A 21,626-nucleotide genomic window follows, 5' to 3' on the forward strand; every position below is an offset into this window, starting at 1 on the left:
CAACAAGCTATCGTCAAAGCCCGCGCTTGCGCTGGTAGCGGGCTCTCAGCCAGAACAGCAGGAAGAAGGCCAGCACGAAGATCACGCCGAACGCGGCGGCAAGCCAGGGCGAGATGTCGCCAAGTTTCAGCATGATCGACGGCAGCACGAAGAAGCCGAGGCCGGCGACGACGAGAATGATCGCAGCGGCGATCGCCGGTGACTTTTCCTTGTTCTGCATGACTTCCCTGCTGTTGTCTGGTGCGACCGAACGTCAGGCGCTTACTTGGGCGCCTTCCGCTCCAAGTCCGCACGTATATCTTCAAGCCGCCGCTTCTGGCGACCATCCTCATCGAAATTATCAGCTGCGAGCCAGGATTCGAATGCGGCATTGAGCAGCGGCCATTCGCTGTCGATCATCGAGAACCAGGCCGTGTCGCGGTTTTCGCCCTTGGAGATCATATGCTGGCGGAAAATGCCCTCGAAGGTAAAGCCGAGGCGCGCCGCGGTGTTGCGGCTTGCCATGTTCTCGCTGTGGCATTTCCATTCGTAGCGGCGATAGCCGAGATCCTCGAAGACGTGTTTCGCCATCAGGTAATGGACTTCGGTCGAGAGCGGCGAGCGCGCCATGGCGGCGCCGTGAGCAACAGCCCCAACCTCGACGACGCCGTTGGCCGGATCGGCGCGCATATAGTTGGCCATGCCGACGACGATACCCGTCGCCTTGTCGCGGAAGACCTCGGTGACCCAGCCGGATTTCTCCTGCGCCGCCGTCAGCCAGGTATCAAAACCTTCAATGTCTCCGAAATCCGGCTGTGTGAAATACTTGAGCAGCGGATTGATCGCCATGCCGCCGAGACCGTCCCAGAGGTCCTGCAGATGCCGGTCCCGCTCATAGGGCTCAAGCTTGACGAAGCGCCCTTCGAGCGCGACGCCCTTCGGCGCCGGGCATCCTTTCCAGTTCTTCAGATCACGCATCGGCCGCTCCTCCTTTACCCCTTGCCCTTCGCAATAGGCCAGAGCGGCGGCCGACACAAATTCAAACTGGTTATGAACTCAGTTCAAACCGGTGATGCACCCATGAGCGTCAGCCCCAGATGCTAGGCCGAAGCCGGCATCTTGGCGGAAGAGACCGTCGCTTCGATGTGATCGACCAGCGCATCCGGAAGGCCGAGGCGGCCGGCCAGCAGGTCGAGATAGCCCCGCTCCGCACGCGTCTCCGGCTCGATCGTCAGGCGCGATGCGGTATAGACCTCGACGCGCTCCTCTTCCGTCCTTGCAGCACCAACGATCGCGTCGATATCGACAGGGTTCGCAAGCTCGCTTTCGAGGAAGGCGGTAGCATCGGCCGAGAGGCCGGCGACCGACAGCTTCTCCATGATGTGCTGACGCTCGGTTTCATCGATATGGCCATCGGCCCGCGAGGCTGCGATCATCGCCCGCACCAGCGTCAGCGCAAAATCGTGGCTGACGGCCTCCGGCGCAGATGCGAAGCCGGAGTCGGCCGGCGGCGGCAGCAGTTCCGGTTCGCCCTTGGCGACCGTCGCGCCGCCGGGCGTGTTTCCAGCCTGATAGTTCTTGTAGGCCTGGTAGCCGAGGCCCGCGATGGCCGCGAGGCCGCCGAGCACGGCGGCATTGCCGGCCAGCTGGCGGCCGGACTTGGTGCCGAGCAGGACCGCGGCGATGGCGCCGGTTGCCAGCGGATTGTCCTTGGCAAGCTGCGTCGCCTGGGTCGCGCGATCGCGCACCGTGCCGCCGGCACCGGGCACCTGCGATCCCAGAAACTGATCCAGCAATTTCTTCGCGTCGAACATCGGGTTTCGCTCCTTGTCGGTTCCAGGCGGTTGAGGTCAAACGAAACGGAGCGCCGCCCGCGCTCGCGCCGTCGATTGGATTGAGACATAGGAACGTTGCAGGGGAAATACAAATTCGCGCCAGAGGCGTGTCGCCAACAAGGAGCGGCGTGACCGACGAAAAAGGCCGGGCTTTCGCCCGGCCTTCAAATGCAGAAAGCGATGCGCCCTGCTCAGCCTTTGAGCGTGAAGGCTTCGGCTGCAAGCTTGGTGATGCCGGCCCAATCACCCTTGGCAACCAGTTCCTTCGGTGCGACCCAGGAGCCGCCGACGCAAACGACGTTGGGCAGCGTCAGATAGTCGCGCGCATTGGAAAGCGAAATGCCGCCGGTCGGGCAGAAAAGTGTGCCGGCAAGCGGCGAGGACAGCGACTTCAGATAGGCGGCACCGCCGGCCTGTTCCGCCGGGAAGAACTTCATGACGTCGTAGCCCTCTTCGCGCAGGCCCATGACTTCGCTGGCCGTCGCGGCACCCGGCAGAAGCGGAACGTCGTGGTCGTTGGCAACGTCGATCAGTTCCTGTGTCGTGCCGGGGCTGACGATGAACTTCGAGCCCGCCTCGACGGCCGCCTCGAACTGCGCGGCATTGAGGATGGTGCCTGCACCGGCGACAGCGCCTTCGACTTCGTTGGCAACGGCGCGGATCGCTTCGAGCGCTGCCGGCGTGCGCAGGGTGATCTCGATCGCCTTCAACCCGCCGGCAACGAGCGCGCGCGCCAGTGGTACGGCGGTTGCCACGTCGTCGATCACCAGCACCGGAACGACCGGCGCCAGTTTGAGGGTGGAAAGAAGCCTGTCGGATTTCGCGCTCATGCCGATCGTCCTTTTTAAAACGATTGAATATGCCCTCCGCATACTCCGCCGGCCACCGGTTGTCGAGACCCACGGGCGCAAGTGTGCGGCATTCTCATGTAAGCGAACGGTAAAATACCACCTGCAACAAAGAGATGCCTTGAGCCTTCGCGCGAAAGAGATAGTTTGATGAAGGCGAGCCTCTCGAATGGCGGATTATCCATGGCGAAGGAAATAGAACGCAAGTTTCTGGTCGCTTCCGACGGGTGGCAAGAGCATGCGGACAAGGGCATTGACCTCAGGCAAGCCTATGTCGTGACCATGGACGACCGCTCGCTGCGCGTGCGTATCCACGGCAACAAGTGGGCGCGCCTCACCATCAAGATCGGCAAGTCAGCGCTCGTCAGAAACGAGTATGAATACGACCTGCCGCTCGATGACGCGCGCGAGATGCTGACGCAGGCGGTCGGGATCGTCATCGAAAAACGGCGTTACCGGGTGCCGCACAAGGGCTTCGTCTGGGAAGTGGATGTCTACCAAGGCGCGCTCAAGGGCCTGATTGTCGCCGAAGTGGAGATGAAACGAGAGTCGGACATGCCGGCACTGCCCGGTTGGATCGGCCGCGAAGTCACCGGCGACCGGCGCTACTCCAACCAGGCGCTTGCCACAGAGGGGCTGATGGAACCCCAATCATGACTTACGCCTTCCGGCCCGGACGGCCGTTCACCGACGACTTCCGCGCCATTGCCGCCGAACAGCTCACGCAGGCGGTCATGACCCTCGAAGACCGCCCTCAGGGCCTCCACGAGGCCATCCATGAGGCGCGCAAGAACTTCAAGCGCCTGCGTTCGCTCTATCGGCTCGTCGCCGCCGACGCGCCGCAATTCCAGAAGCACGAAAATGCGCGCATTCGCGACATGGCCCGCAATCTTTCGATCGTCCGCGATGCCGCCGCTCTCGTTGAAAACGCCCATTACCTCAAGGCGGCGGCTTGCAACGAGGAGGAAGAACGAGCCCTCACCCATGTCTGCGAACGGCTGACGACCCGCCGCGACCGCATCGCCGCCGTCGAGACCGATATCGAGGATCGCGTCGCCGGCACCATCGTCAATTGCGAGCAGGCGCTGCAGGCACTGGCCCACATATCTTTCGACGATCGACGCAGCAAGACGGTGGCCCGGCTGACGAAAGGCTGGCGACGGACACTCAGGCGCGCCGCCCGCGCCAGGGAGGCCTGCGGATCGAGCACGGAGGCGTATCCCTTCCACGAATTGCGCAAGCGCGCGCAGGACTACCGCATGCATCTCGGGCTTATGCGCGAGCTCTGGCCGTCCGCCATGCAGGCCAAGCGAAACGAGACCAAGATGCTGGTCGACGCGCTCGGTCACCTCAACGACCTCGCCGTCTTGACCCAGTTGATCAACGAGGAGCCGGGCCTCGCCGGCAACAGCCAGGACCAGGCCCACCTCATCGCCGCAGTTATCGCCCGGCAGCAAACCCTGCGCGAGGACGTCTTGAGCCTCGCAGCAACCGTCTTCCAGGAGCAGCCGGACGACGAGAGCCGGACGATCCGGCTGCTCTGGCTCAAGGCCGTGCACTAGCACGGCCACCCCGACCGATCCGCCCAAAGCGCGACAGAGTGCCCTCTCGCGCCTGCTGTGATTGCGCTTGCGGCGCGAAACCTGTATTTGCACCGGCCATGACCGACATTTCCACGACCCCGCGCCCTGAGACCCATGGTGAGACCCACGGCCAGTTTCTGGTCGCCGCGCTCTATCATTTCGCAAGCTTCCCGCGCTTCGCCGGATTCCGCGAACTGCTGCAGGCTGTCTGCGACGAAAACGGTGTCAAGGGCACGCTGCTGCTCGCCCATGAGGGCATCAACGGCACGATCGCCGGCACCGATGCCGGCATCGCTACGGTGCTTGCCTTCCTGCGAGCGCAACCGGAGCTTGGAGCCTTGGAGCACAAGGAAAGCCGGGCGTCCTCGATGCCGTTCCTGCGCATGAAAGTGCGGCTGAAAAAGGAAATCGTCACCATGGGCGTCGAGAACATCGACCCCAACAAGATCGTCGGCACCTATGTCGAGCCGAGGAATTGGAACGCGCTGATCTCCGATCCCGATACGATCGTCATCGATACGCGCAACGATTACGAGACGGCGATCGGCATCTTCAAGGGCGCGGTCGATCCGCAGACCAAAACCTTCCGCGAGTTCCCGGATTGGGTGCGCAACAATACCGGCCTGCACAACAAGCCGAAGATCGCCATGTACTGCACCGGCGGCATCCGCTGCGAGAAGGCGACCGCCTTCATGAAGGAGCAGGGCTTCGACGAGGTCTATCACCTCAAGGGCGGCATCCTGAAGTATCTCGAGGACGTGCCGCAGGAAGAAAGCCTGTGGGAGGGCGCCTGCTTCGTCTTCGACGACCGCGTCTCCGTCACCCATGGCCTTGCGGAAGGCGAGCACACGCTCTGCCATGCCTGCCGCCAGCCGCTGACCAAGGCCGACCTCGCCTCACCGCACCACGAGGACGGCGTCTCCTGCATCCACTGCTACGAGGTCCGCACCGACGAGGACCGCGAGCGCTACCGCCAGCGCCAGAAGCAGATCGATCTCGCCAGGAAGCGCGGCGAACGCCACCTCGGCAGCTGACCTTCTCGCGGAAAGGCCCCTCGTCCGCGTGGTGAGGCCCCCGCATCCGCCTGCCGGCACCTTCTCCCCGCACTCGGGGCGAAGGGGATCTGCCGGACCGCCCCCATCTACAGATCAAGCTCCGACGTTTGGACCGCCGCTTTCAAGCAGGCCCGCTCACGATCGCAACCCGCCTAGCCCGGCAACGCCTCGCACTCCTCTAGCGCCAATGCGCTGCGGTCCCATTCGTGCCGGCTGCGGGTGAAGATCGCGTCGGTGGGCTCAAACACCGAGGGATCGTCGAGCGTGCCGGCATAGATCGACAGGCGTGGATCGTCCGGCGGGCCGGAGCCGTAGACCTGGCTGCCGCAGGTTTCGCAAAAATAGCGGATCGAGGAATTGCCGTTTTCGGCGCGCGTCTCGTAGCCGCGGCATGTGCCTGACATCGTTACATCGGCCCGGTCAAGGATCATGTAGCAGCAATGGCCGGTTCCAGTTGCACGCTGACAATCGCGGCAATGGCAAAAACCGGAATAAAGCGGCTGCCCTTTTGCCTCGTAGCGGATCGCGCCGCAGAGACATCCGCCCTTCATGACACTCATGGTCCGTTCTCCTCGAAGCTTCAGGAGGATAACCAAGCGTGCTTTGCGGTCAAAGAAAAACCGCGCGCCGCAATTGCAGCGCGCGGTCCGTCTTCCCTTTCAGAAAAGCTTACCAGCTCGGGATCAGCGCACCCTTGAAGGTGTCGTTGATGAAGGCCTTCACCTTTTCGTCGTGGTAGGATTCGACCAGCGTCTTCACCCACGGCGCATCCTTGTCGGCCTCGCGCACGGCAATGACGTTGGCATAGGGCGACTTCTCGCCTTCGATCGCGATCGCGTCCTTCTTCGGGTGCAGGCCGGCTTCCATCGCATAATTGGTGTTGATGACAGCGGCATCGACGTCCTGCAGCGAGCGCGGCAGCTGGGCGGCATCGAGCTCGGCAAAGGTGATGTTCTTCGGGTTCTCGGTGATGTCTGCCGGGGTAACCTTGAGACCAGCCTCTTCCTTGACCTTGATCAGGCCCTTGGAGGCGAGAACGAGCAATGCGCGACCGCCGTTGGTCGGGTCGTTCGGGATGGCGATCGTCGCGCCGTCCTGAAGTTCGTCGAGGCTCTTCACCTTTTGCGAATAGACGCCCATCGGCGTCGTGATGGTGGTGCCGACGCTGACGATCTCGAAGCCGCGATCGGCGATCTGGTTGTCGAGATAGGGCTGGTGCTGGAACGAGTTGGCGTTGAGGTCACCATCGGCCAGAGCCTGGTTCGGAACAACGTAGTCGGAGAATTCGAGGATCTCGATGTCGAGACCCTTGGGGGCTGCGACTTCCTTCACCTTCTCCATGATCTGGGCGTGTTCGCCCGGGGTGACGCCGACCTTGATGGTTTCGGCAAGCGCCGTGCCGGCGGTAAGAGCGGCAATCGCCGCCGCGATGATGAGCTTCTTCATGGATGTCTCCTTGTTCACGTTCAAGTCTTGGGAGGAAATCAGGTCTTGCGGTTCTTCTTGTCGAAGCGTCGCGCCAGGCCGTCGCCGGCGCTCTGGACGAGTTGCACCAGCACGATCAGCACGACGACGACGACGAGCATCACGTCGGGCATGAAACGCTGGTAGCCGTAGCGGATGCCGAGGTCGCCAAGCCCGCCGCCGCCGACGGCACCGACCATCGCCGAATAGCCGATGAGGCTGACGGCGGTCATGGTGAGCGCCAAAGTCAGCGCCGGCCGCGCTTCGGCGAGCAGCACCTTGAAGACGATTTGCATCGGGGTCGCGCCCATGGCGCGCGCCGCCTCGATCAGGCCCTTGTCGATCTCGCGGATCGCCGCTTCCACCAGACGGGCGACAAAGGGAATGGTCGCGATCGTCAAAGGCACGATCGCCGCCTTGGTGCCGATCGACGTGCCGGTCAAAAGTCGGGTGAAAGGAATGATGGCGACGACGAGGATGATGAACGGCGTCGAGCGCGTGGCGTTGACGATCAGCCCGACGATGCGGTTGATCGTCGGCGCCGGGAAGAGTTCGCCCTTGCCGCTGGTTGCAAGGAAGATGCCGATCGGAAGCCCGATCAGCGAGCCGATCAGGCCGGCGATCGCGACCATGTAGATGGTGTCGACGGTGGCGCCAGCGATGCGCAGCAGAATATCAGGCGACATAACCGAGCACCTCCGTAACCAGGCCGTTTTCCGCAAAGAAGCGTTCGGCACGACCGGAGGTCTCGGCGTCCGCACCATAGGCGACGACCAGCGAGCCATAGGGCGCGCCGCCGATCTCGTCGATCGTGCCGGCGATGATATTGACCTCGGCACCGACCGACTTGATCAGCTGCGAGATCAGCGGCTTTTCGGCTGCCGCACCAAAGAAGGTAAGCCGCACCACGGCGCGATCGCCGGCGGCCGGCTGCGGTTTCAGCGCCCGCGACACAGCGTCGGGAAGCTTGGAGCCCGGCAGGCCCGACAGCAACGCCCGCGTCGTCTCGTGCTTCGGATGGGTGAAGACGTCGAAGGTGTGGCCCCGCTCGACGATGCGGCCATGGTCGATGACAGCCACATCCGAGGTCACAGCCTTCACCACTTCCATCTCGTGGGTGATGAGCAGCACCGTCAAGCCGAGTTCGGCATTGATGCGCTTCAACAGTTCGAGGATCGACTGCGTCGTTTCCGGGTCGAGCGCCGAGGTCGCCTCGTCGGAAAGCAAGAGCTTCGGCTCGGTCGCAAGTGCGCGGGCGATGCCGATGCGCTGCTTCTGGCCACCGGAAAGTTCGGCCGGATAACGCGCGTGCTTGTCGGCGAGGCCGACGAGATCGAGCAGCGGCCGGATGCGCTGCTCGATGGCGCGCTTGTCCATGCCTGCGATTTCGAGCGGCAGGGCGACGTTGCCGAACACGGTGCGCGAGGAGAGCAGGTTGAAATGCTGGAAGATCATGCCGACCTTGCGGCGAAGCCCGCGCAGCGCCGCCTCGTCGAGCGCGCCGACATCGACGCCGTCGACCAGGACCTTGCCGCTGCTCGGCTTTTCCAGCCCGTTGACCAGCCGGATCAGCGTCGACTTGCCGGCGCCGGAGCGGCCGATGATGCCGGTGATCGAGCCGCGGTCGACGGTCAGCGAGACCTTGTCGAGCGCGGTGAAAGCGCCGCTCTGGCCAGAGGCGGGAAAGTGCTTGGAAACGCCGTCGAAGGCGACGGCCGCGTCAGCGGGTGGCGCGGCGCTTTGGGCGGAAACGCTCATCGTTCGGAGACCCCCGGAAGAGGCGCGGTCGAATTGTGCGGGTACATAGGTGCTCTCGGAATGTTCAAAACTCATGATCCCGGGCAAGCCGGGATGGAACGCGTGTCCGGTCAGGCCGACATTCGACAACGCATTCGGAACAGGGAGCACTTCTCTAACATCAAGCAACCAGTCAGTTCAACTTTGGCGTCGCATGGCCCGCATGCGACATAATCTACGGCTCTTATGGAGAACTGGCAGCGGATTTCACAGGCATGATATTCCTGAATATGCTGCCGAGCGGCAAAACCATGCTCTTTTGCTGCGGCCCGCCTGAGAAGTGCCACATCCCGGCGCCACCACCTTGGATATCCTCATCGAGACGGACTGCGCCCGCAGACGTTTCATGATAACGGGCGAGGATCCACGGGTTACGAGGTAGAAAATGCGCATCGTCTTGACCGGAAGCTCGGGCCGCATCGGCCGGGCGATCTACAACGCGCTCGCCGCTGCCGATCACGACGTCATCGGCATCGATCGGGCGCCCTTCGGCACGACGGCTGTCGTCGGCGATCTCGTTGACGGCGAACTGCTGGAACGTGCCATGGAGGGCGCGGATGCGGTGATCCATACGGCAGCGCTGCATGCACCGCATGTCGAAGCGGTGGCCGACCAGGAGTTCGAGCGCGTCAATGTAATGGGCACCCATCTCGTGATCGCCGCGGCGCAGGCTGCCGGCGTCGGCCGCATCGTCTTCACCAGCACCACGGCGCTCTATGGCCATGCGGTCACAGAAGGAGGCTGCGCGTGGATTACCGAAGAGACACCGCCGAAGCCGCACACCATCTACCATCACACCAAACTTGCGGCCGAAGCATTGCTCGAAAACGCGGCCGATCGCGCCCTGCACGTGCGGGTGCTGCGCATGTCGCGCTCTTTCCCGGAGGCTGCGGACACGGTCGCGAGCTACCGCCTTCACCGCGGCATCGATGCGCGCGATGTCGCGGCCGCGCATGTGGCGGCGCTCGACAATGGCGGGCCAGCGTTCCAGCGCTACATCATCTCCGGGGAAACGCCGTTCCTTCCGACCGACTGCCGTCGTCTGGCGGAGGATGCCGCGAGCCTCCTGCGCGAACGCGCACCAAAGATGTCGCAGGCCTTCGCCGAGCGCGGCTGGGCGCTGCCGGAAACGATCGACCGGGTCTACGACCCCAGCGCCGCAATCGAAAAACTCGATTGGAAGCCGCGCTACGGCTTCAAGGAAGTTCTGGCGCAGCTCGACCGGCAGAGCCTGGAAGTCCTGCCGGTTCGCCGGTGATCCTGGAGTAGCACAACTTCGGTAGACGCCTCTGCTTCTCCCGGAGTTGTCCCTGGTGTGGCCGGGCTAAAACCGCGCGCCTGTCGTCAACCGTGATTGCCCTTCGGAAACTGTTCCGCGAGCGCCTGGTACCACTGACCGCTTTTCTTGATCGTCCGCACCTGGGTGTCGTAGTCGACATGCACCATGCCGAAACGCATCTTGTAACCTTCGGCCCACTCGAAATTGTCCATCAGGCTCCAGGCGAAATAGCCGCGCATCGGATAACCCTCGGAGATCAGATCCGCGGTGATTGCGAGGTGGTCGGCGATGTAGTCGAGCCGCGGCTGGTCGTCGACGATGCCGTTCTCAACACCCATGTTGTAGCAGGCGCCGTTCTCGGTGATGTAGCAATCGGGCAGCTGGTACTTGGCGTTGAGCGTCTTGACCAGACTGCCGAGCGCCGGGGCATAGACTTCCCAGCCGATATCCGTCTTCACCTCGCTCACCGGCTTGGCGTTGACCGTCCCCGGGTATTCCGCACCCTTGCTCGGATCGGCGCTGACGCGCATCGGCGTGTAGTAGTTGAGGCCCCACCAGTCGAGCGGCCGGGAGATCGTCTCCATGTCGCCGTCTTCGATCACGGGCATGCGGTGGCCAAGCGCACTCATGAAGCTCTCGGGGTATTCACCCTTGAAGATCGGGCCGAAGAAGACGCCGTTGTGGAAGTCGAAGGCCCGATCAGCCGCCGCCTTGTCGGCCTTGCTGTTGCTGCCGGGATAGACCGAGTGGGCGTTGATGACGATACCTGAAGGCAGATTCGGTCGCTCTGAGCGGATCGCATCGACGCCGAGTCCATGCGCCAGATTGGTGAAGTGCAGCGCATGCAGGGCCGCATCCATGTTGCGCTCGCCGGGCGCATGGATGCCGTAGAGGTGGCTGAGCCAGACCGAGCACCACGGCTCGTTGAAGGTCGCGACCGCGTCGAGCCGGTCACCGAGACGGGCGATCACAGTCTTGGCATAGCGCTGGAAGGCGTAGGCCGTCGTGCGCGCCGTCCAGCCGCCATCCCCCATCAGCGCCAGCGGCAGATCCCAATGGTAGAGCGTGGCATAGGCCCTGATGTTGCGCGCCTTGAGCCCGTCGACGAGGCGGTCGTAGAAGTCGAGGCCCTTTTCGTTGATAGGCCCGGTACCCTCCGGGATGATGCGCGGCCACGCGATCGAGAAACGATAGGCATCGACGCCGAGGCTCTTGATCAGGTCCAGATCCTCGTCCAGCCGGTTGTAGTGGTCGCAGGCGACATCACCGTTGTGCCGCCCGAAGACGCGGCCCGGCATGTTGGAAAAGGCGTCCCAGATCGACGGCTTGCGCCCGTCGGCCTTGGTGGCGCCTTCGATCTGGAAGGAGGCGGTCGCCACCCCGAATACGAAATCGCCCGGGAAACGCTGGGCCAGGATCTTGGGATCGGTCATCGCTTTGGTCTCGTCTCGTTCTGGCCCCGCTGCCAGCGGGACCTCGTTGTCTTCTTGTGTTTCGCCGGCTGGCCTAAGGCCGCACAGGCAAATGTCAACTCGCGAAAAAGGGCGGGAAAGCCCCCGCCCTTCGCCGGTTCCGGCCGTTGGTTACACCTTTACCCAGGCACCATTTCGTTTGGATGACTGCACGCAGGCATCGACGAAGACCATGCCCTTCATACCGTCGTCAATGGTCGGGTAAGTGACGGCCGGATCGACCTTTTCGCCCTTGCGCTTGGCAAAGATCGCGCGCGCCGCCTCGGTGTAGATGTTGGCGAAGCCTTCGAGATAGCCTTCGGGATGGCCAGATGGCACGCGGCTTACACGGTTGGCAGCAGCGCCAGCGCCGGCCCCCGCCCGAGTGAGCAGCCGCTTCGGTTCGCCGAACGGCGTGTACCAGAGATAGTTCGGATCCTTCTGCGTCCATTCGAGCCCGCCCTTGGTGCCGTAGACGCGCACCATCAGGCCGTTCTCGTGACCGGGCGCCACCTGGCTGCACCAGAGCAGCCCCTTGGCGCGTTCGCCGCCCTTCGTCTTGAAGCGCATCATCACATGCGCATTGTCGTCGAGCTGACGGCCCGGAACGAAGCTGTCGAGATCGGCCGAAAGCTCTTCCAGTTCGAGGCCCGAGACGAAGGCGCCGAGATTATAGGCATGCGTGCCGATGTCGCCGGTCGAGCCGCCCGCACCCGAACGGGCCGGATCGGTGCGCCAGGCCGCCTGCTTCTGGCCGGACTGCTCGATATTTTCGGTCAGCCAGTCCTGCGGATACTCCATCTGCACCAGCCGCACGGCGCCGATCTCGCCATTTTCGACCATCGCGCGTGCTTGCCGCACCATCGGATAGCCGGTGTAGTTGTGGGTCAGCACGAACAGCGCGTCGCTCTCGTCGGCCGCCTTCTTCAGTTTCTTGGCATCGCCAAGTGTCGAGGTCAGCGGCTTGTCGCAGATGACGTGGATGCCGCGCTTCAGGAATTCCTTCGCGGCGGCATAATGCACATGGTTCGGCGTGACGATCGCGACCGCCTCGATGCCGTCCTTCAGCTTGGCCTCGCGGATCGCCATCTGCTTGAAATCGGAATAGACACGCGACGGGTCGAGCCCGAGCTCGCGGCCGGAGCTTTCCGCCTTCTCCGGCGTCGACGACAGGGCGCCGGCCACCAGTTCAAAGTGATCGTCGAGCCTTGCGGCAATGCGGTGCACCGCGCCGATAAAGGCGCCCGAACCGCCACCCACCATGCCGAGCCGGATGCGGCGCTCGCGCTTCTCGCTCGTTCCTTCAATTGCCATTGTCTTCTCCCCTGTTTCCGTTCGTATCGTGTTGTGGCGGCTTTCGCCCCTCATCACTAGCGGTGAGGACTACCCCTCATCCGCCTGCCGGCACCTTCTCCCCGCGAGCGGGGTGAAGGGAGGTGCCGCATCCGCTCCTGCCATCGCCGCTGCAACACCGACCTCAACAATCCGGGGCCCAGCCGTGGTCCGCATACCCTTTCCCCGCCTGACGGGGAGAGGGTTAGGCCTCGGGTTAAACCCGAGGAGAGGGGCAACCGGCCAAAGCCGTGTGACGGGCAATCCTAGATACCCAGCATGCGCCGGTTCGCCGCCTCGTCGGTGCCGCCGCCGGCGAAATCGTCGAAGGCTTTTTCGGTGACGCGGATGATGTGGTGCTTGACGAAGTCGGCACCCTCGCGCGCGCCATCTTCCGGATGTTTCAGCGCGCATTCCCATTCGACCACGGCCCAGCCGGAGAAATCATTGGCGGCCATCTTCGAGAACACCGCACCGAAATCCACCTGGCCATCCCCCAATGACCGGAAGCGCCCGGCCCGGCTGACCCAGCCCTGGTAGCCGCCGTAGACGCCCTGGCGGCCGGTCGGGTTGAACTCGGCATCCTTGACGTGGAACATCCGGATGCGGTCCTTGTAGATGTCGATGTTGTCGAGATAGTCGAGGCACTGCAGCACATAGTGCGAGGGGTCGTAGAGCATGCAGGCGCGGGCATGGTTGCCGGTGCGCTCCAGGAACATTTCGTAGGTGATGCCGTCGTGCAGGTCTTCGCCCGGATGGATTTCGTAGCAGATGTCGACGCCGTTCTCCTCGGCATGATCGAGGATCGGCTTCCAGCGCTTCGCCAGTTCGTCAAAGGCGGTCTCGACAAGGCCGGCCGGCCGCTGCGGCCAGGGATAGACGAAGGGCCAGGCAAGCGCGCCAGAGAAGCTCGCCATCGCGTTCAGCCCGAGGTTCTTCGAGGCGGTCAGCGCCAGCTTCACCTGCTCCACCGCCCAGGCCTGCCGCGCCTTGGGATTGCCGCGCACCTCGGGTGCCGCGAAACCATCGAAGGCTTCGTCATAGGCCGGATGCACGGCGACGAGCTGGCCCTGCAGATGGGTCGAAAGCTCGGTCACTTCGACGCCGTTGTCGCGCGCAGTACCCGCAAACTCATCGCAATAGGTCTTGGAGGTCGCCGCCTTCTTGAGGTCGATCAGCCGCGCGTCCCAGCTCGGGACCTGCACGCCCTTGTAGCCGCAATCGGCCGCCCATTTGGTGATCGCATCCCAGGAATTGAACGGCGCCGCATCGCCGGCAAACTGCGCAAGAAAGAGCCCTGGCCCCTTGATCGTCTTCATCCCGATTTTCCTCCCGATGGGTTGGCCGCAATTGACGCCGGCCGTCCGGACAGTCGGCGTCAAGGATTACCGTATCACCCTGATTTCACCGAAACTGGTGGACCTGAAACGTTGCAGGCGCCAAAGCTAGCAGATTTTTAATAGGGGGCAACTGGTGAACGCACAGATTCCCTAGAGATTTGTAATCGATTTCATGTTGCAGACTCACCAGTCTCACCGACACGCCGAAGTCGCCGCAAACCGGCGGCCCGGAAAAACCGGGCCGCCGCACGAGCAAACGCGCAAGAGTGGTCAAACGTAGCGGTTGACGACGTTTTCGAGCAGTTCCTGCTTGCCGGACTTCGGCTGCGGGTTGAGGTCGGACTTCAGCACCCAGGCCTCGATCTCTTCGAGCGAGAAGCCGCCGTCGAGCATCTTCTTGGCTTCCGGCACCTGCCAGCCGGCATAGCGCTGATCGAGCGGGGCGGAGAGCGCCTTGTCCTCGATCATCTTCGCCGCCGCCTTCAGGCCACGCGCGCAGCAATCCATGCCGCCGATATGACCGATCAACAGGTCCTCGGGATCGATCGACTGACGGCGCAGCTTGGCATCGAAGTTGGTGCCGCCGGTCTTAAAGCCGCCGCCAGCGAGAACCTGATAATAGGCGAGCGCCATTTCCGGCACGTTGTTCGGGAACTGGTCGGTATCCCAGCCGGACTGGTAGTCGTTGCGGTTCATATCGATCGAGCCGAAGATGCCGAGCGCGTTGGCAAGTGCCAGTTCATGCTCGAACGAGTGACCGGCAAGGATCGCATGGCCCTGCTCGATGTTGACCTTCACCTCGTTCTCAAGGCCGTAGTTCTTCAGGAAGCCATAGACCGTCGCGACGTCATAGTCGTACTGGTGCTTGGTCGGCTCCTGCGGCTTCGGCTCGATGAGGATCGCGCCCTTGAAGCCGATCTTGTGCTTGTACTCGACGACGAGATTGACGAAGCGGCCGAGCTGGTCGAGCTCGCGCTTCATGTCGGTGTTGAGCAGGGTCTCGTAGCCTTCGCGTCCGCCCCACAGCACATAGTTCTGGCCGCCGAGACGCTTGGTGGCGTCGAGGCAGGTCTTCACCGTCGCCGCGGCAAAGGCGAAGACGTCCGGGTCCGGATTGGTCGCCGCACCCGACATGTAGCGGCGGTTGGAGAAGAGGTTTGCCGTGCCCCAGAGCAGGTTGACGCCGGTCTCGGCCTGCTTCTTCTCGAAGTGATCGACGATCTCGTTGAGGTTCTTGGTGTTCTCGGCAAAACTCCGGCCTTCCGGGCGCACGTCGGCATCGTGGAAGCAGTAGAAGGGAACGCCGAGCAGATCGAAGAATTCGAAGGCGACGTCGGCCTTCAGCTTCGCCGCGTCCATCGTGTCCTTGAACCAGGGGCGCTCGAAGGTCTGGCCGCCGAAGGGGTCGCCGCCCGGCCAGACGAAGGTGTGCCAGTAGGCGACGGCAAAGCGCAGGTGGTCTTCCATGCGCTTGCCGAGAACGATCTCGTCCTTGTTGTAGTGACGAAAGGCCAGCGGATTGGTGCTGTCGGGCCCTTCATATTTGATCTTGGCGATATCGCCGAAAAATCCTGTGCTCACGGGTTTGGCTCCTCTCAGGGATGATGTGAATGGAATGGATTTCGGCCGGCGCCGCCCATGCGGTACGCGCGGCCATTACCTGCAAGGTAATTGGTTTCATTCCCTCGACCGGCGATATCGGAAGCATCGAAACGCCAAACAGAAGGAACATTTCGATGCATGACTTCAACGCGATTGCCGAAGCCTACATTGCCGCCTGGAACGCCACCGATGCAGCAAGCCGCGTGGCCCTGATCGAGAAGACCTTCACTGCCGACGTCAGCTATTGCGATCCGATCATGCAGGGCGACCGCCACGCCGGCATCGAAGCGCTGATCGCGGGTGTCCAGGGCCAGTTCCCCGGCTTTCGTTTCACCCTGAAGGGTGCCGCCGACGGCTATGCCGATACGATCCGTTTTTCCTGGGCGCTCGGCCCCGAGGGCGTTCCGTCGGTTATCGAAGGCACGGACGTCTGCGAAATCGAGAACGGCCGGCTGAAGTCGATCACCGGCTTTCTCGACAAGGTACCTGCCCGCTGAGCGGGCTGTGCCCGAACCGGATCTGCGGTGCAGCGTCGTCACGACGCGGCACCCTTGATCGCCGGATAGAGCCGACGGTAGCGCTGGTAGCTGTCCTCGTAGGCCGAAACCAGCGTCGCGTCGGGCGCGATCGTCTCGGCGGTGCGCGGCGCGTAGCAGGTGGCGACAGGGTCCGCACCCGTTGCGGCGATGAGACCAAGACGGGCGGCCCCGAAGGCAGCGCCGAAATCGCCGTCGGCCGGCAGGTCGACCGGCAGATTGAGCGCCGTCGCGATCGACTTCAGCCAGTAGCGCGAGCGCGAGCCGCCGCCGATTGCCGTCACCCGCGAGAGCGCCGTGCCTGCGGCGCGGAGCGCTTCCAGGCTGTCGCGAATGGCGAAGGACACGCCTTCCATCACCGCCTGCGTCAGCACCACGCGGCTGCTTTCGTGGCCGAGCCCGACGAAGGCGCCACGGATCGCCGCATCGTTGTGCGGCGTGCGCTCGCCCGAGAGATAGGGAAGGAAGGTGACGCCGGTCGGCGCCTTCAGATTGTCGCCGAGTTCGGCGCTCAAGTCCGAAGCACTGCGCCCGGCAACGCCCGAATACCAGTTGAGTGCATCGGTCGCCGACAGGATGACGCCCATCTGGTGCCAGGTGTTGGGTAGCGCATGGCAAAAGGCATGCACGGCGCTTTCCGGATTGGGCAGGTAACTGGCGTTGGCGGCAAAGAGCACGCCCGAGGTGCCGAGCGAGACGAAGGCATGCCCCTCGCCGACCGTGCCCATGCCGCAGGCGGACGCCGCATTGTCGCCGGCACCGCCGGCAACCACGACGTCACCGGAGATGCCCCAGCGGGCCACGAGTTCAGGACGCAGCTTCCCGGCCGGGTCGGTTCCCTCGACCAGGCTCGGCATCTGCTTTTCGTCCATACCGGTGGCAGAAAGCAGGCTCTCAGACCATCGCCGCTTGCCGGTATCGAGCCAGGAGGTACCGGCCGAGTCCGACATTTCCGACATGTGTTCACCGGTCAGCCACAGCCGCAGATAGTCCTTCGGCAGCAGGACCCACCGCACCTTGGAGAAGATCTCGGGCTCGTTGGCGCGCACCCAGGCAAGCTTCGGCGCGGTGAAGCCGGGGAAGACGATATTACCGGTAATTGCGCGGAACTGCGGATCGGCGTCGAGTGCTGCCGCCTCGCGGAAGCTGCGCGTGTCGTTCCAGAGAATGCAGGGCCGGAGCACCCGGTCTTCAGCGTCCAGCAGCGTGGCGCCGTGCATCTGACCGGAAAGACCGATGCCGCGCACGGCCGCAAGTTCCTTGGGATGCGCCGCCTTCAGCCCTGATATCGCTTCTTCGGTGGCGCGCAGCCAGTGTGCCGGGTCCTGCTCCGACCAGCCGGGATGCGGCCGCGAGACGTCGAGGGCGCCTGAGGCCGACCCGACGATACGCTGGTCGCCATCAATGAGCATTGCCTTGACGCCCGATGTGCCGAGATCCAGTCCGAGATACATGCTTGCCTCCATTGAGCAACTCCAGCCGGCTTCCCGTCTGGAACCGCACAGTTCCAAATCGTTACGCCGGATCGACCGGCAGGTTGTCCTTCAGGAAAATCTCGATACGGATGCGCTCCTGCGCCCCGATCACGGCGAGACCATCGGCACGAGCCTTGAGCACGCGGATGGCGCTGCGAACCTCATGGCCGGCATCCTGGTTCAGGAGCGCGTCCAAGGTGCCCGAGGCGAGCGCGGCGCGGCTGTGCGGCGTCAACTCATGCGCGATGGCGCAAACATCGGCCTGACGCCCGGCCCTTTCGAGCGCTGTGATCAGGCCGCGATTGCCGGCGCCGAGACTGTAGATGCCGGCGAGATCCGCATGGTCGACGATGAGCCCCGAGACGAGTTTCTCGACCTCGGCGGGATCGTCATGGCCTTCGACGACGGGCAGAAGCCGGCGGCCCGGCGCGCTTTCGGCCATGGCCGCGCTGAAGCCCTCGAGACGATCGCGATGGTCGCGCACCAGCATCGAGCCGGCGACGATCGCGACCGGCCCTTCGCGACCGCCAAGGAAACGCCCCATCAAGGTGCCAGCGGTCCGGCCAGCGGCGATGTTGTCGACGCCGGCGAAGTGATCACGCGAAGATCCCGGCAGGTCGGACACCAGCGTCACGACGGCAATGCCGTCCTCGCGGAGCCGATTGACGGCCGCAACGACCTCGGGCGCGTCGATCGCAACAACAGCGACGCCGGCAGGGGCGAGTGTCCGCGCCTTTTCCAGGGCCGCGGCCAGGGCCGCCCTATCGAAAGCCGGCACGGAGACCACTGTGATCGCGGTACGCTCGACCGCAGACCGCATTTTTGCCGCCTCCACCTCGACCGCAAGGCCGCGCATGAAGGTGTTGTCGCCCTCGGGCAAGATGAAGATCAGCGGGTAGATGCGGCTCTTGGCAAGATTGGCGGCGGCAACGTCGCGCACATAGCCGAGCGTTGCAATGGCGCGCTCGACCTTGTCGCGCGTGACACCGCGCACGCCCGGACGATTGTTCAAAACCCGGTCGACGGTCGCGAGGCTGACCCCCGCTTCGGCAGCGATATCGTGAACAGTCGGGCGCATGTTTTCCTCCGGGCTCTGCCTTTAGAGGATTTTTTGATGTACGTAAATCAAGAATCTGCAGAACGCGAAAAACAGGCCCTTGGCCTGGCGTCGGGGAACCACCGGACATCTGCCTTAAACTATTGAATCAGCTTATTTTTTCGCTCATCCGAGACGCTTGCTGAAGGCCGCGGTGAAGGCAACTTCGCCATGAGCCTCACCCGCTTCGGCCAGCACCACATCCATGAACCCGTCTGTCACCCGCACGATCGCAAAACCGCCCATATAGGCCGCCTTCGGCTTGATAAGGTCGAGCCCGCTCTGCCGGTAGATCATTGCGGTCTCGTGCTGGTGCCCGTGGAACAGGGCGATGACGTTGCTGCCCTTGATGGCGTCCAGCAGCGCCTGGCGCTGAGGGATGCTCCACCAATGCGGACTGCCGTCGCCGCTGTCGTCAAAGGTCTTCAGCTTCGCATCCCAGACCTCGGTCGAGAACGCGTCCCAGCCATAGTGCTGGAACAGGATCACCGGCCGGCCGTCGCCGGCATAGGTCGCCAGGTCCTGCTTCAGCCAGGGCAGCGCATTCACCGCGCCCTTGGACTCGTCACCGCCGAAGCGCTGCAATTGCACGAGGTGCAGTCCGCCCCAGTCCCATGAGTAGCAATCCGAGAGCGGGTCGTAGTTGGTCACCGGCACCGGCGGCTTGTAGAAGACCGTCTGGCGATGGTTGAGCTCGACATAGTCGCGCAATTCGCGGCGATACCAGTCGACATGCGGCGGCGGGCCGTCCTGGTCGAGGTCATGGTTGCCGAGACCCACATAGACGGGCATGTGGACGCGGTCGGGTCCCGCCCCTTCCTGGTAGCGGCTGGAGAACTGCTGCAGCTGCCGCCCCTCGCGCGGCTGGCGCACCTGGCCGCCGCCGTCGTCGGTGATGTCTCCCCCGAGCACCAGGCCGAGCGGCTTGCCGATCTGCCGTCCGGCGCTTGCCAGGCCACTCGGCTTGTTCGCAACCGTTTCCGGCCAGCGCATGGCATGCACGGCATTCAGCGCCGCCACATGTCGCAGCAGGCTGGCGTCGGTCTTGCCTTCAGCCGCGCAGTTCGGGGCAAGCCCCTCGATCGACACGAGGCAGGCATGGATGTCGTTGGAGAACAGGAACGTCGCGTCGATGGCCGGAGCGGCAGCACGGCTGCGGGAGGCCGCAAGCCCTACGCCAAGGCCGGCAAGGCCCGTGACGAAGGACCGTCGCGAAATACCGGCAGAAAACAATGGTTCCATTCTTCCGTCCCTCTCGCGGAACGGGAGTGTGCCGCAAGGCGCTGCTCGCGTAAACCGAGAGCAGCGCCTTACCGAAGTGAACTAGTGACCGCCACCGCTCGGGCCGACGCCCTGTGGCTTGCTGATCATCATCACGCCGAGGATCAGTGACAGGAACAACACGGTCAAAAGCATGAAGATATCGCCGAAAGACAGGATGACCGCCTGCTTCTGCGCCATGGCAGCAAGCTGCTTGACGGCGATCGTCGTACCGTCGAGACCGTGCGCGTTGAAGCTGGCGGCCATGTTGTTGAACCGCTCCATCGCTTCCGGGTTGCCCCACTGCACATGCTCGGCAAGGCGGGCATAGTGGAAGTCCTGGCGCTGGGTCAGGATCGTGTTGATGACCGCGAGCCCTACTGCACCGCCGAGGTTACGGGTCAGGTTGAACAGGCCCGAGGCGCCGCGCATGCGGGCCGGCGGCATGGTGCCGAGCGCGATGTTGTTGATCGGCACCATGCAGAGCATCAAGCCGACACCGCGCAGGATCTGCGGGATAAACAGTTCGTAGAAGTCCCAGTCGGCGGTGAGGTGCCCCATGATCCAGGTACCGGCGGCAAAGCTGGTAAAGCCGATCGTCATCAGCACGCGCGGATCGAGCTTGCCCGACAGGATGCCGGCCACGGGCGCCGTGAAGAACATCGCAAGGCCCGAGACGAACATCGTCTCGCCGATCATCAGCGAATCGTAGCCGCGGATGCGACCGAGATAGAGCGGATAGAGATAGGTGAGACCGTAAAGGCCGATGCCCATCACGAAGGAGAACATCGAGCCGAAAGCGAAGTTTCGATTGGAGAACGCCCTGAGATCGACGACGGGGAATTCCACCTTGAAGGCCCGGTAGAAGAAAATCACCGCGGCGATCACGGTCGCGACCGCGCCCATGACGATGTGGTCGTCGTTGAACCAGTCGTTGGCGTTGCCTTCCTCCAGCACATATTCGAGCGAGCCGAGGAAAATCGCCATCGACGCCAGGCCCCACCAGTCGAACTTCTTCATCAAACCGAGTTCCGGCTTGTCGAAGTCGATGAAGGTCCAGGTGAGCGTAGCGACGATGATGCCGGGGATGACGTTGACGAGGAACAGCCAGTGCCAGGAGAAAGCGTGGCTGAGATAGCCGCCGACCGTGGGGCCGATCGTCGGCGCCAGCGTCGCGATCAGGCCGATGATCGGCGAGACGATGTTGCGCTTCGACGGCGGGAAGATGGTGAAGGCCGCTGCAAAGACCGACGGGATCATGCCACCGCCGATGAAGCCCTGGATGGCGCGATAGACGATCATCTGGTCGATGTTCGTCGCCGTTGCCGCAAGCGCACTCGCCGCGGTAAAGCCCGCCGCCGAAACGGAGAACAGCACGCGCGTGGAGACGATGCGCGCCAACGTCCCCGACAGCGGGATCATGATGACTTCGGCGATGAGATAGGAGGTCTGCACCCAGCCGATCTCGTCCGACCCGGCCGACAGGCCCGCCTGGATTTCGGCGAGTGACGCCGAAACGATCTGGATGTCGAGGATCGCCATGAACATGCCGACGACCATGGCGAAGAAGGCGATCAGCCTCTTCGGATCCATATGTTCCTCGACCTTCGGTGCGGCGGCCGCCACCGAACCTGCTGTTGCCGTTGCGGCCATCTCAGCCACTCCTTGCATGGGCGCCCTGGCGCCAGCGTTCT

At 63.5% G+C, this 21,626-nt stretch carries 21 protein-coding genes; 5 read left to right on the forward strand and 16 right to left on the reverse strand.

The window, feature by feature from the left end:
- Positions 1–13: 13 nt before the first annotated feature.
- The 4 genes from PWG15_RS16070 to PWG15_RS16085 all read right to left on the reverse strand — a co-directional run bounded on the left by PWG15_RS16070 (position 14) and on the right by PWG15_RS16085 (position 2,644).
- Entirely contained in the window at positions 14–220 is a 207-nt protein-coding gene (locus PWG15_RS16070) for a hypothetical protein (RefSeq protein ID WP_093233560.1), read from the reverse strand.
- Positions 221–261: 41 nt separating this feature from the next.
- A complete protein-coding gene (locus PWG15_RS16075) occupies positions 262–957 on the reverse strand; it encodes a GNAT family N-acetyltransferase (protein ID WP_275021512.1) in 696 nt (231 codons plus the stop codon).
- Between the two features lie 122 nt (positions 958–1,079).
- Positions 1,080–1,793 carry a tellurite resistance TerB family protein gene (locus tag PWG15_RS16080; RefSeq protein WP_275021514.1) on the reverse strand — a complete coding sequence of 238 codons (714 nt, stop codon included), beginning with the start codon at positions 1,791–1,793 and terminating at the stop codon, positions 1,080–1,082.
- Positions 1,794–2,005: 212 nt separating this feature from the next.
- Positions 2,006–2,644, reverse strand: coding sequence for a 2-dehydro-3-deoxy-phosphogluconate aldolase (locus PWG15_RS16085; RefSeq protein WP_104664632.1), 639 nt, complete (start codon positions 2,642–2,644; stop codon positions 2,006–2,008).
- A 201-nt stretch (positions 2,645–2,845) separates the two neighbouring features.
- On the opposite strand from PWG15_RS16085, the gene PWG15_RS16090 reads away from it, so the two are divergent.
- From PWG15_RS16090 to PWG15_RS16100, 3 genes are all read left to right on the forward strand, one after another.
- Positions 2,846–3,319, forward strand: a complete 474-nt coding sequence (locus tag PWG15_RS16090; RefSeq protein ID WP_275024438.1) for a CYTH domain-containing protein — start codon at positions 2,846–2,848, stop codon at positions 3,317–3,319.
- Complete coding sequence (locus PWG15_RS16095) at positions 3,316–4,224, forward strand: CHAD domain-containing protein (protein ID WP_275021515.1); 909 nt, start codon at positions 3,316–3,318, stop codon at positions 4,222–4,224. The genes PWG15_RS16090 and PWG15_RS16095 overlap by 4 nt, the downstream gene beginning before the upstream one ends.
- Before the next feature lie 98 nt (positions 4,225–4,322).
- A complete protein-coding gene (locus PWG15_RS16100) occupies positions 4,323–5,279 on the forward strand; it encodes an oxygen-dependent tRNA uridine(34) hydroxylase TrhO (protein WP_275021516.1) in 957 nt (318 codons plus the stop codon).
- A gap of 173 nt (positions 5,280–5,452) precedes the next feature.
- Here PWG15_RS16100 and PWG15_RS16105 read toward each other — a convergent pair whose 3' ends face one another.
- The 4 genes from PWG15_RS16105 to PWG15_RS16120 form a co-directional block, all read right to left on the reverse strand.
- Complete coding sequence (locus tag PWG15_RS16105; RefSeq protein ID WP_275021517.1) at positions 5,453–5,860, reverse strand: GFA family protein; 408 nt, start codon at positions 5,858–5,860, stop codon at positions 5,453–5,455.
- 109 nt (positions 5,861–5,969) lie between these two features.
- The gene (locus PWG15_RS16110; RefSeq protein WP_275021518.1) at positions 5,970–6,746 is read right to left on the reverse strand and encodes a MetQ/NlpA family ABC transporter substrate-binding protein; all 777 of its coding nucleotides are present in this window, start codon (positions 6,744–6,746) and stop codon (positions 5,970–5,972) included.
- 38 nt (positions 6,747–6,784) lie between these two features.
- Positions 6,785–7,450 carry a methionine ABC transporter permease gene (locus PWG15_RS16115; RefSeq protein WP_275021519.1) on the reverse strand — a complete coding sequence of 222 codons (666 nt, stop codon included), beginning with the start codon at positions 7,448–7,450 and terminating at the stop codon, positions 6,785–6,787.
- Entirely contained in the window at positions 7,440–8,522 is a 1,083-nt protein-coding gene (locus PWG15_RS16120; RefSeq protein ID WP_275021520.1) for a methionine ABC transporter ATP-binding protein, read from the reverse strand. The genes PWG15_RS16115 and PWG15_RS16120 overlap by 11 nt, the downstream gene beginning before the upstream one ends.
- 424 nt (positions 8,523–8,946) lie before the next feature.
- On the opposite strand from PWG15_RS16120, the gene PWG15_RS16125 reads away from it, so the two are divergent.
- Entirely contained in the window at positions 8,947–9,819 is an 873-nt protein-coding gene (locus PWG15_RS16125) for an NAD-dependent epimerase/dehydratase family protein (RefSeq protein WP_275021521.1), read from the forward strand.
- 86 nt (positions 9,820–9,905) lie between these two features.
- Here PWG15_RS16125 and PWG15_RS16130 read toward each other — a convergent pair whose 3' ends face one another.
- The 4 genes from PWG15_RS16130 to xylA all read right to left on the reverse strand — a co-directional run bounded on the left by PWG15_RS16130 (position 9,906) and on the right by xylA (position 15,544).
- The gene (locus tag PWG15_RS16130; RefSeq protein WP_275021522.1) at positions 9,906–11,273 is read right to left on the reverse strand and encodes a GH1 family beta-glucosidase; all 1,368 of its coding nucleotides are present in this window, start codon (positions 11,271–11,273) and stop codon (positions 9,906–9,908) included.
- 150 nt (positions 11,274–11,423) lie between these two features.
- Positions 11,424–12,605, reverse strand: coding sequence for a Gfo/Idh/MocA family protein (locus PWG15_RS16135; protein ID WP_275021523.1), 1,182 nt, complete (start codon positions 12,603–12,605; stop codon positions 11,424–11,426).
- Positions 12,606–12,889: 284 nt separating this feature from the next.
- A complete protein-coding gene (locus PWG15_RS16140) occupies positions 12,890–13,942 on the reverse strand; it encodes a sugar phosphate isomerase/epimerase family protein (RefSeq protein WP_275021524.1) in 1,053 nt (350 codons plus the stop codon).
- Positions 13,943–14,233: 291 nt separating this feature from the next.
- Entirely contained in the window at positions 14,234–15,544 is a 1,311-nt protein-coding gene (gene xylA / locus PWG15_RS16145; protein ID WP_275021525.1) for a xylose isomerase, read from the reverse strand.
- A gap of 155 nt (positions 15,545–15,699) precedes the next feature.
- On the opposite strand from xylA, the gene PWG15_RS16150 reads away from it, so the two are divergent.
- On the forward strand, positions 15,700–16,062 hold the full coding sequence (locus PWG15_RS16150; protein WP_275024439.1) for a nuclear transport factor 2 family protein: 363 nt from the start codon (positions 15,700–15,702) through the stop codon (positions 16,060–16,062).
- Positions 16,063–16,100: 38 nt separating this feature from the next.
- Here the strand turns inward: PWG15_RS16150 and xylB are convergent, their stop codons facing one another.
- The 4 genes from xylB to PWG15_RS16170 form a co-directional block, all read right to left on the reverse strand.
- Positions 16,101–17,555 (reverse strand): xylulokinase, encoded by a 1,455-nt coding sequence (gene xylB / locus PWG15_RS16155; protein WP_275021526.1) that lies wholly within the window; start codon positions 17,553–17,555, stop codon positions 16,101–16,103.
- A 61-nt stretch (positions 17,556–17,616) separates the two neighbouring features.
- On the reverse strand, positions 17,617–18,654 hold the full coding sequence (locus PWG15_RS16160) for a LacI family DNA-binding transcriptional regulator (protein WP_275021527.1): 1,038 nt from the start codon (positions 18,652–18,654) through the stop codon (positions 17,617–17,619).
- A 144-nt stretch (positions 18,655–18,798) separates the two neighbouring features.
- Complete coding sequence (locus tag PWG15_RS16165; protein ID WP_275021528.1) at positions 18,799–19,914, reverse strand: metallophosphoesterase; 1,116 nt, start codon at positions 19,912–19,914, stop codon at positions 18,799–18,801.
- Positions 19,915–19,995: 81 nt separating this feature from the next.
- The gene (locus tag PWG15_RS16170; protein ID WP_275021529.1) at positions 19,996–21,585 is read right to left on the reverse strand and encodes a DHA2 family efflux MFS transporter permease subunit; all 1,590 of its coding nucleotides are present in this window, start codon (positions 21,583–21,585) and stop codon (positions 19,996–19,998) included.
- Between the last annotated feature and the right edge of the window lie 41 nt (positions 21,586–21,626).

This window comes from Ensifer adhaerens (assembly GCF_028993555.1).
Taxonomy (GTDB): Bacteria; Pseudomonadota; Alphaproteobacteria; order Rhizobiales; family Rhizobiaceae; genus Ensifer; species Ensifer adhaerens_I.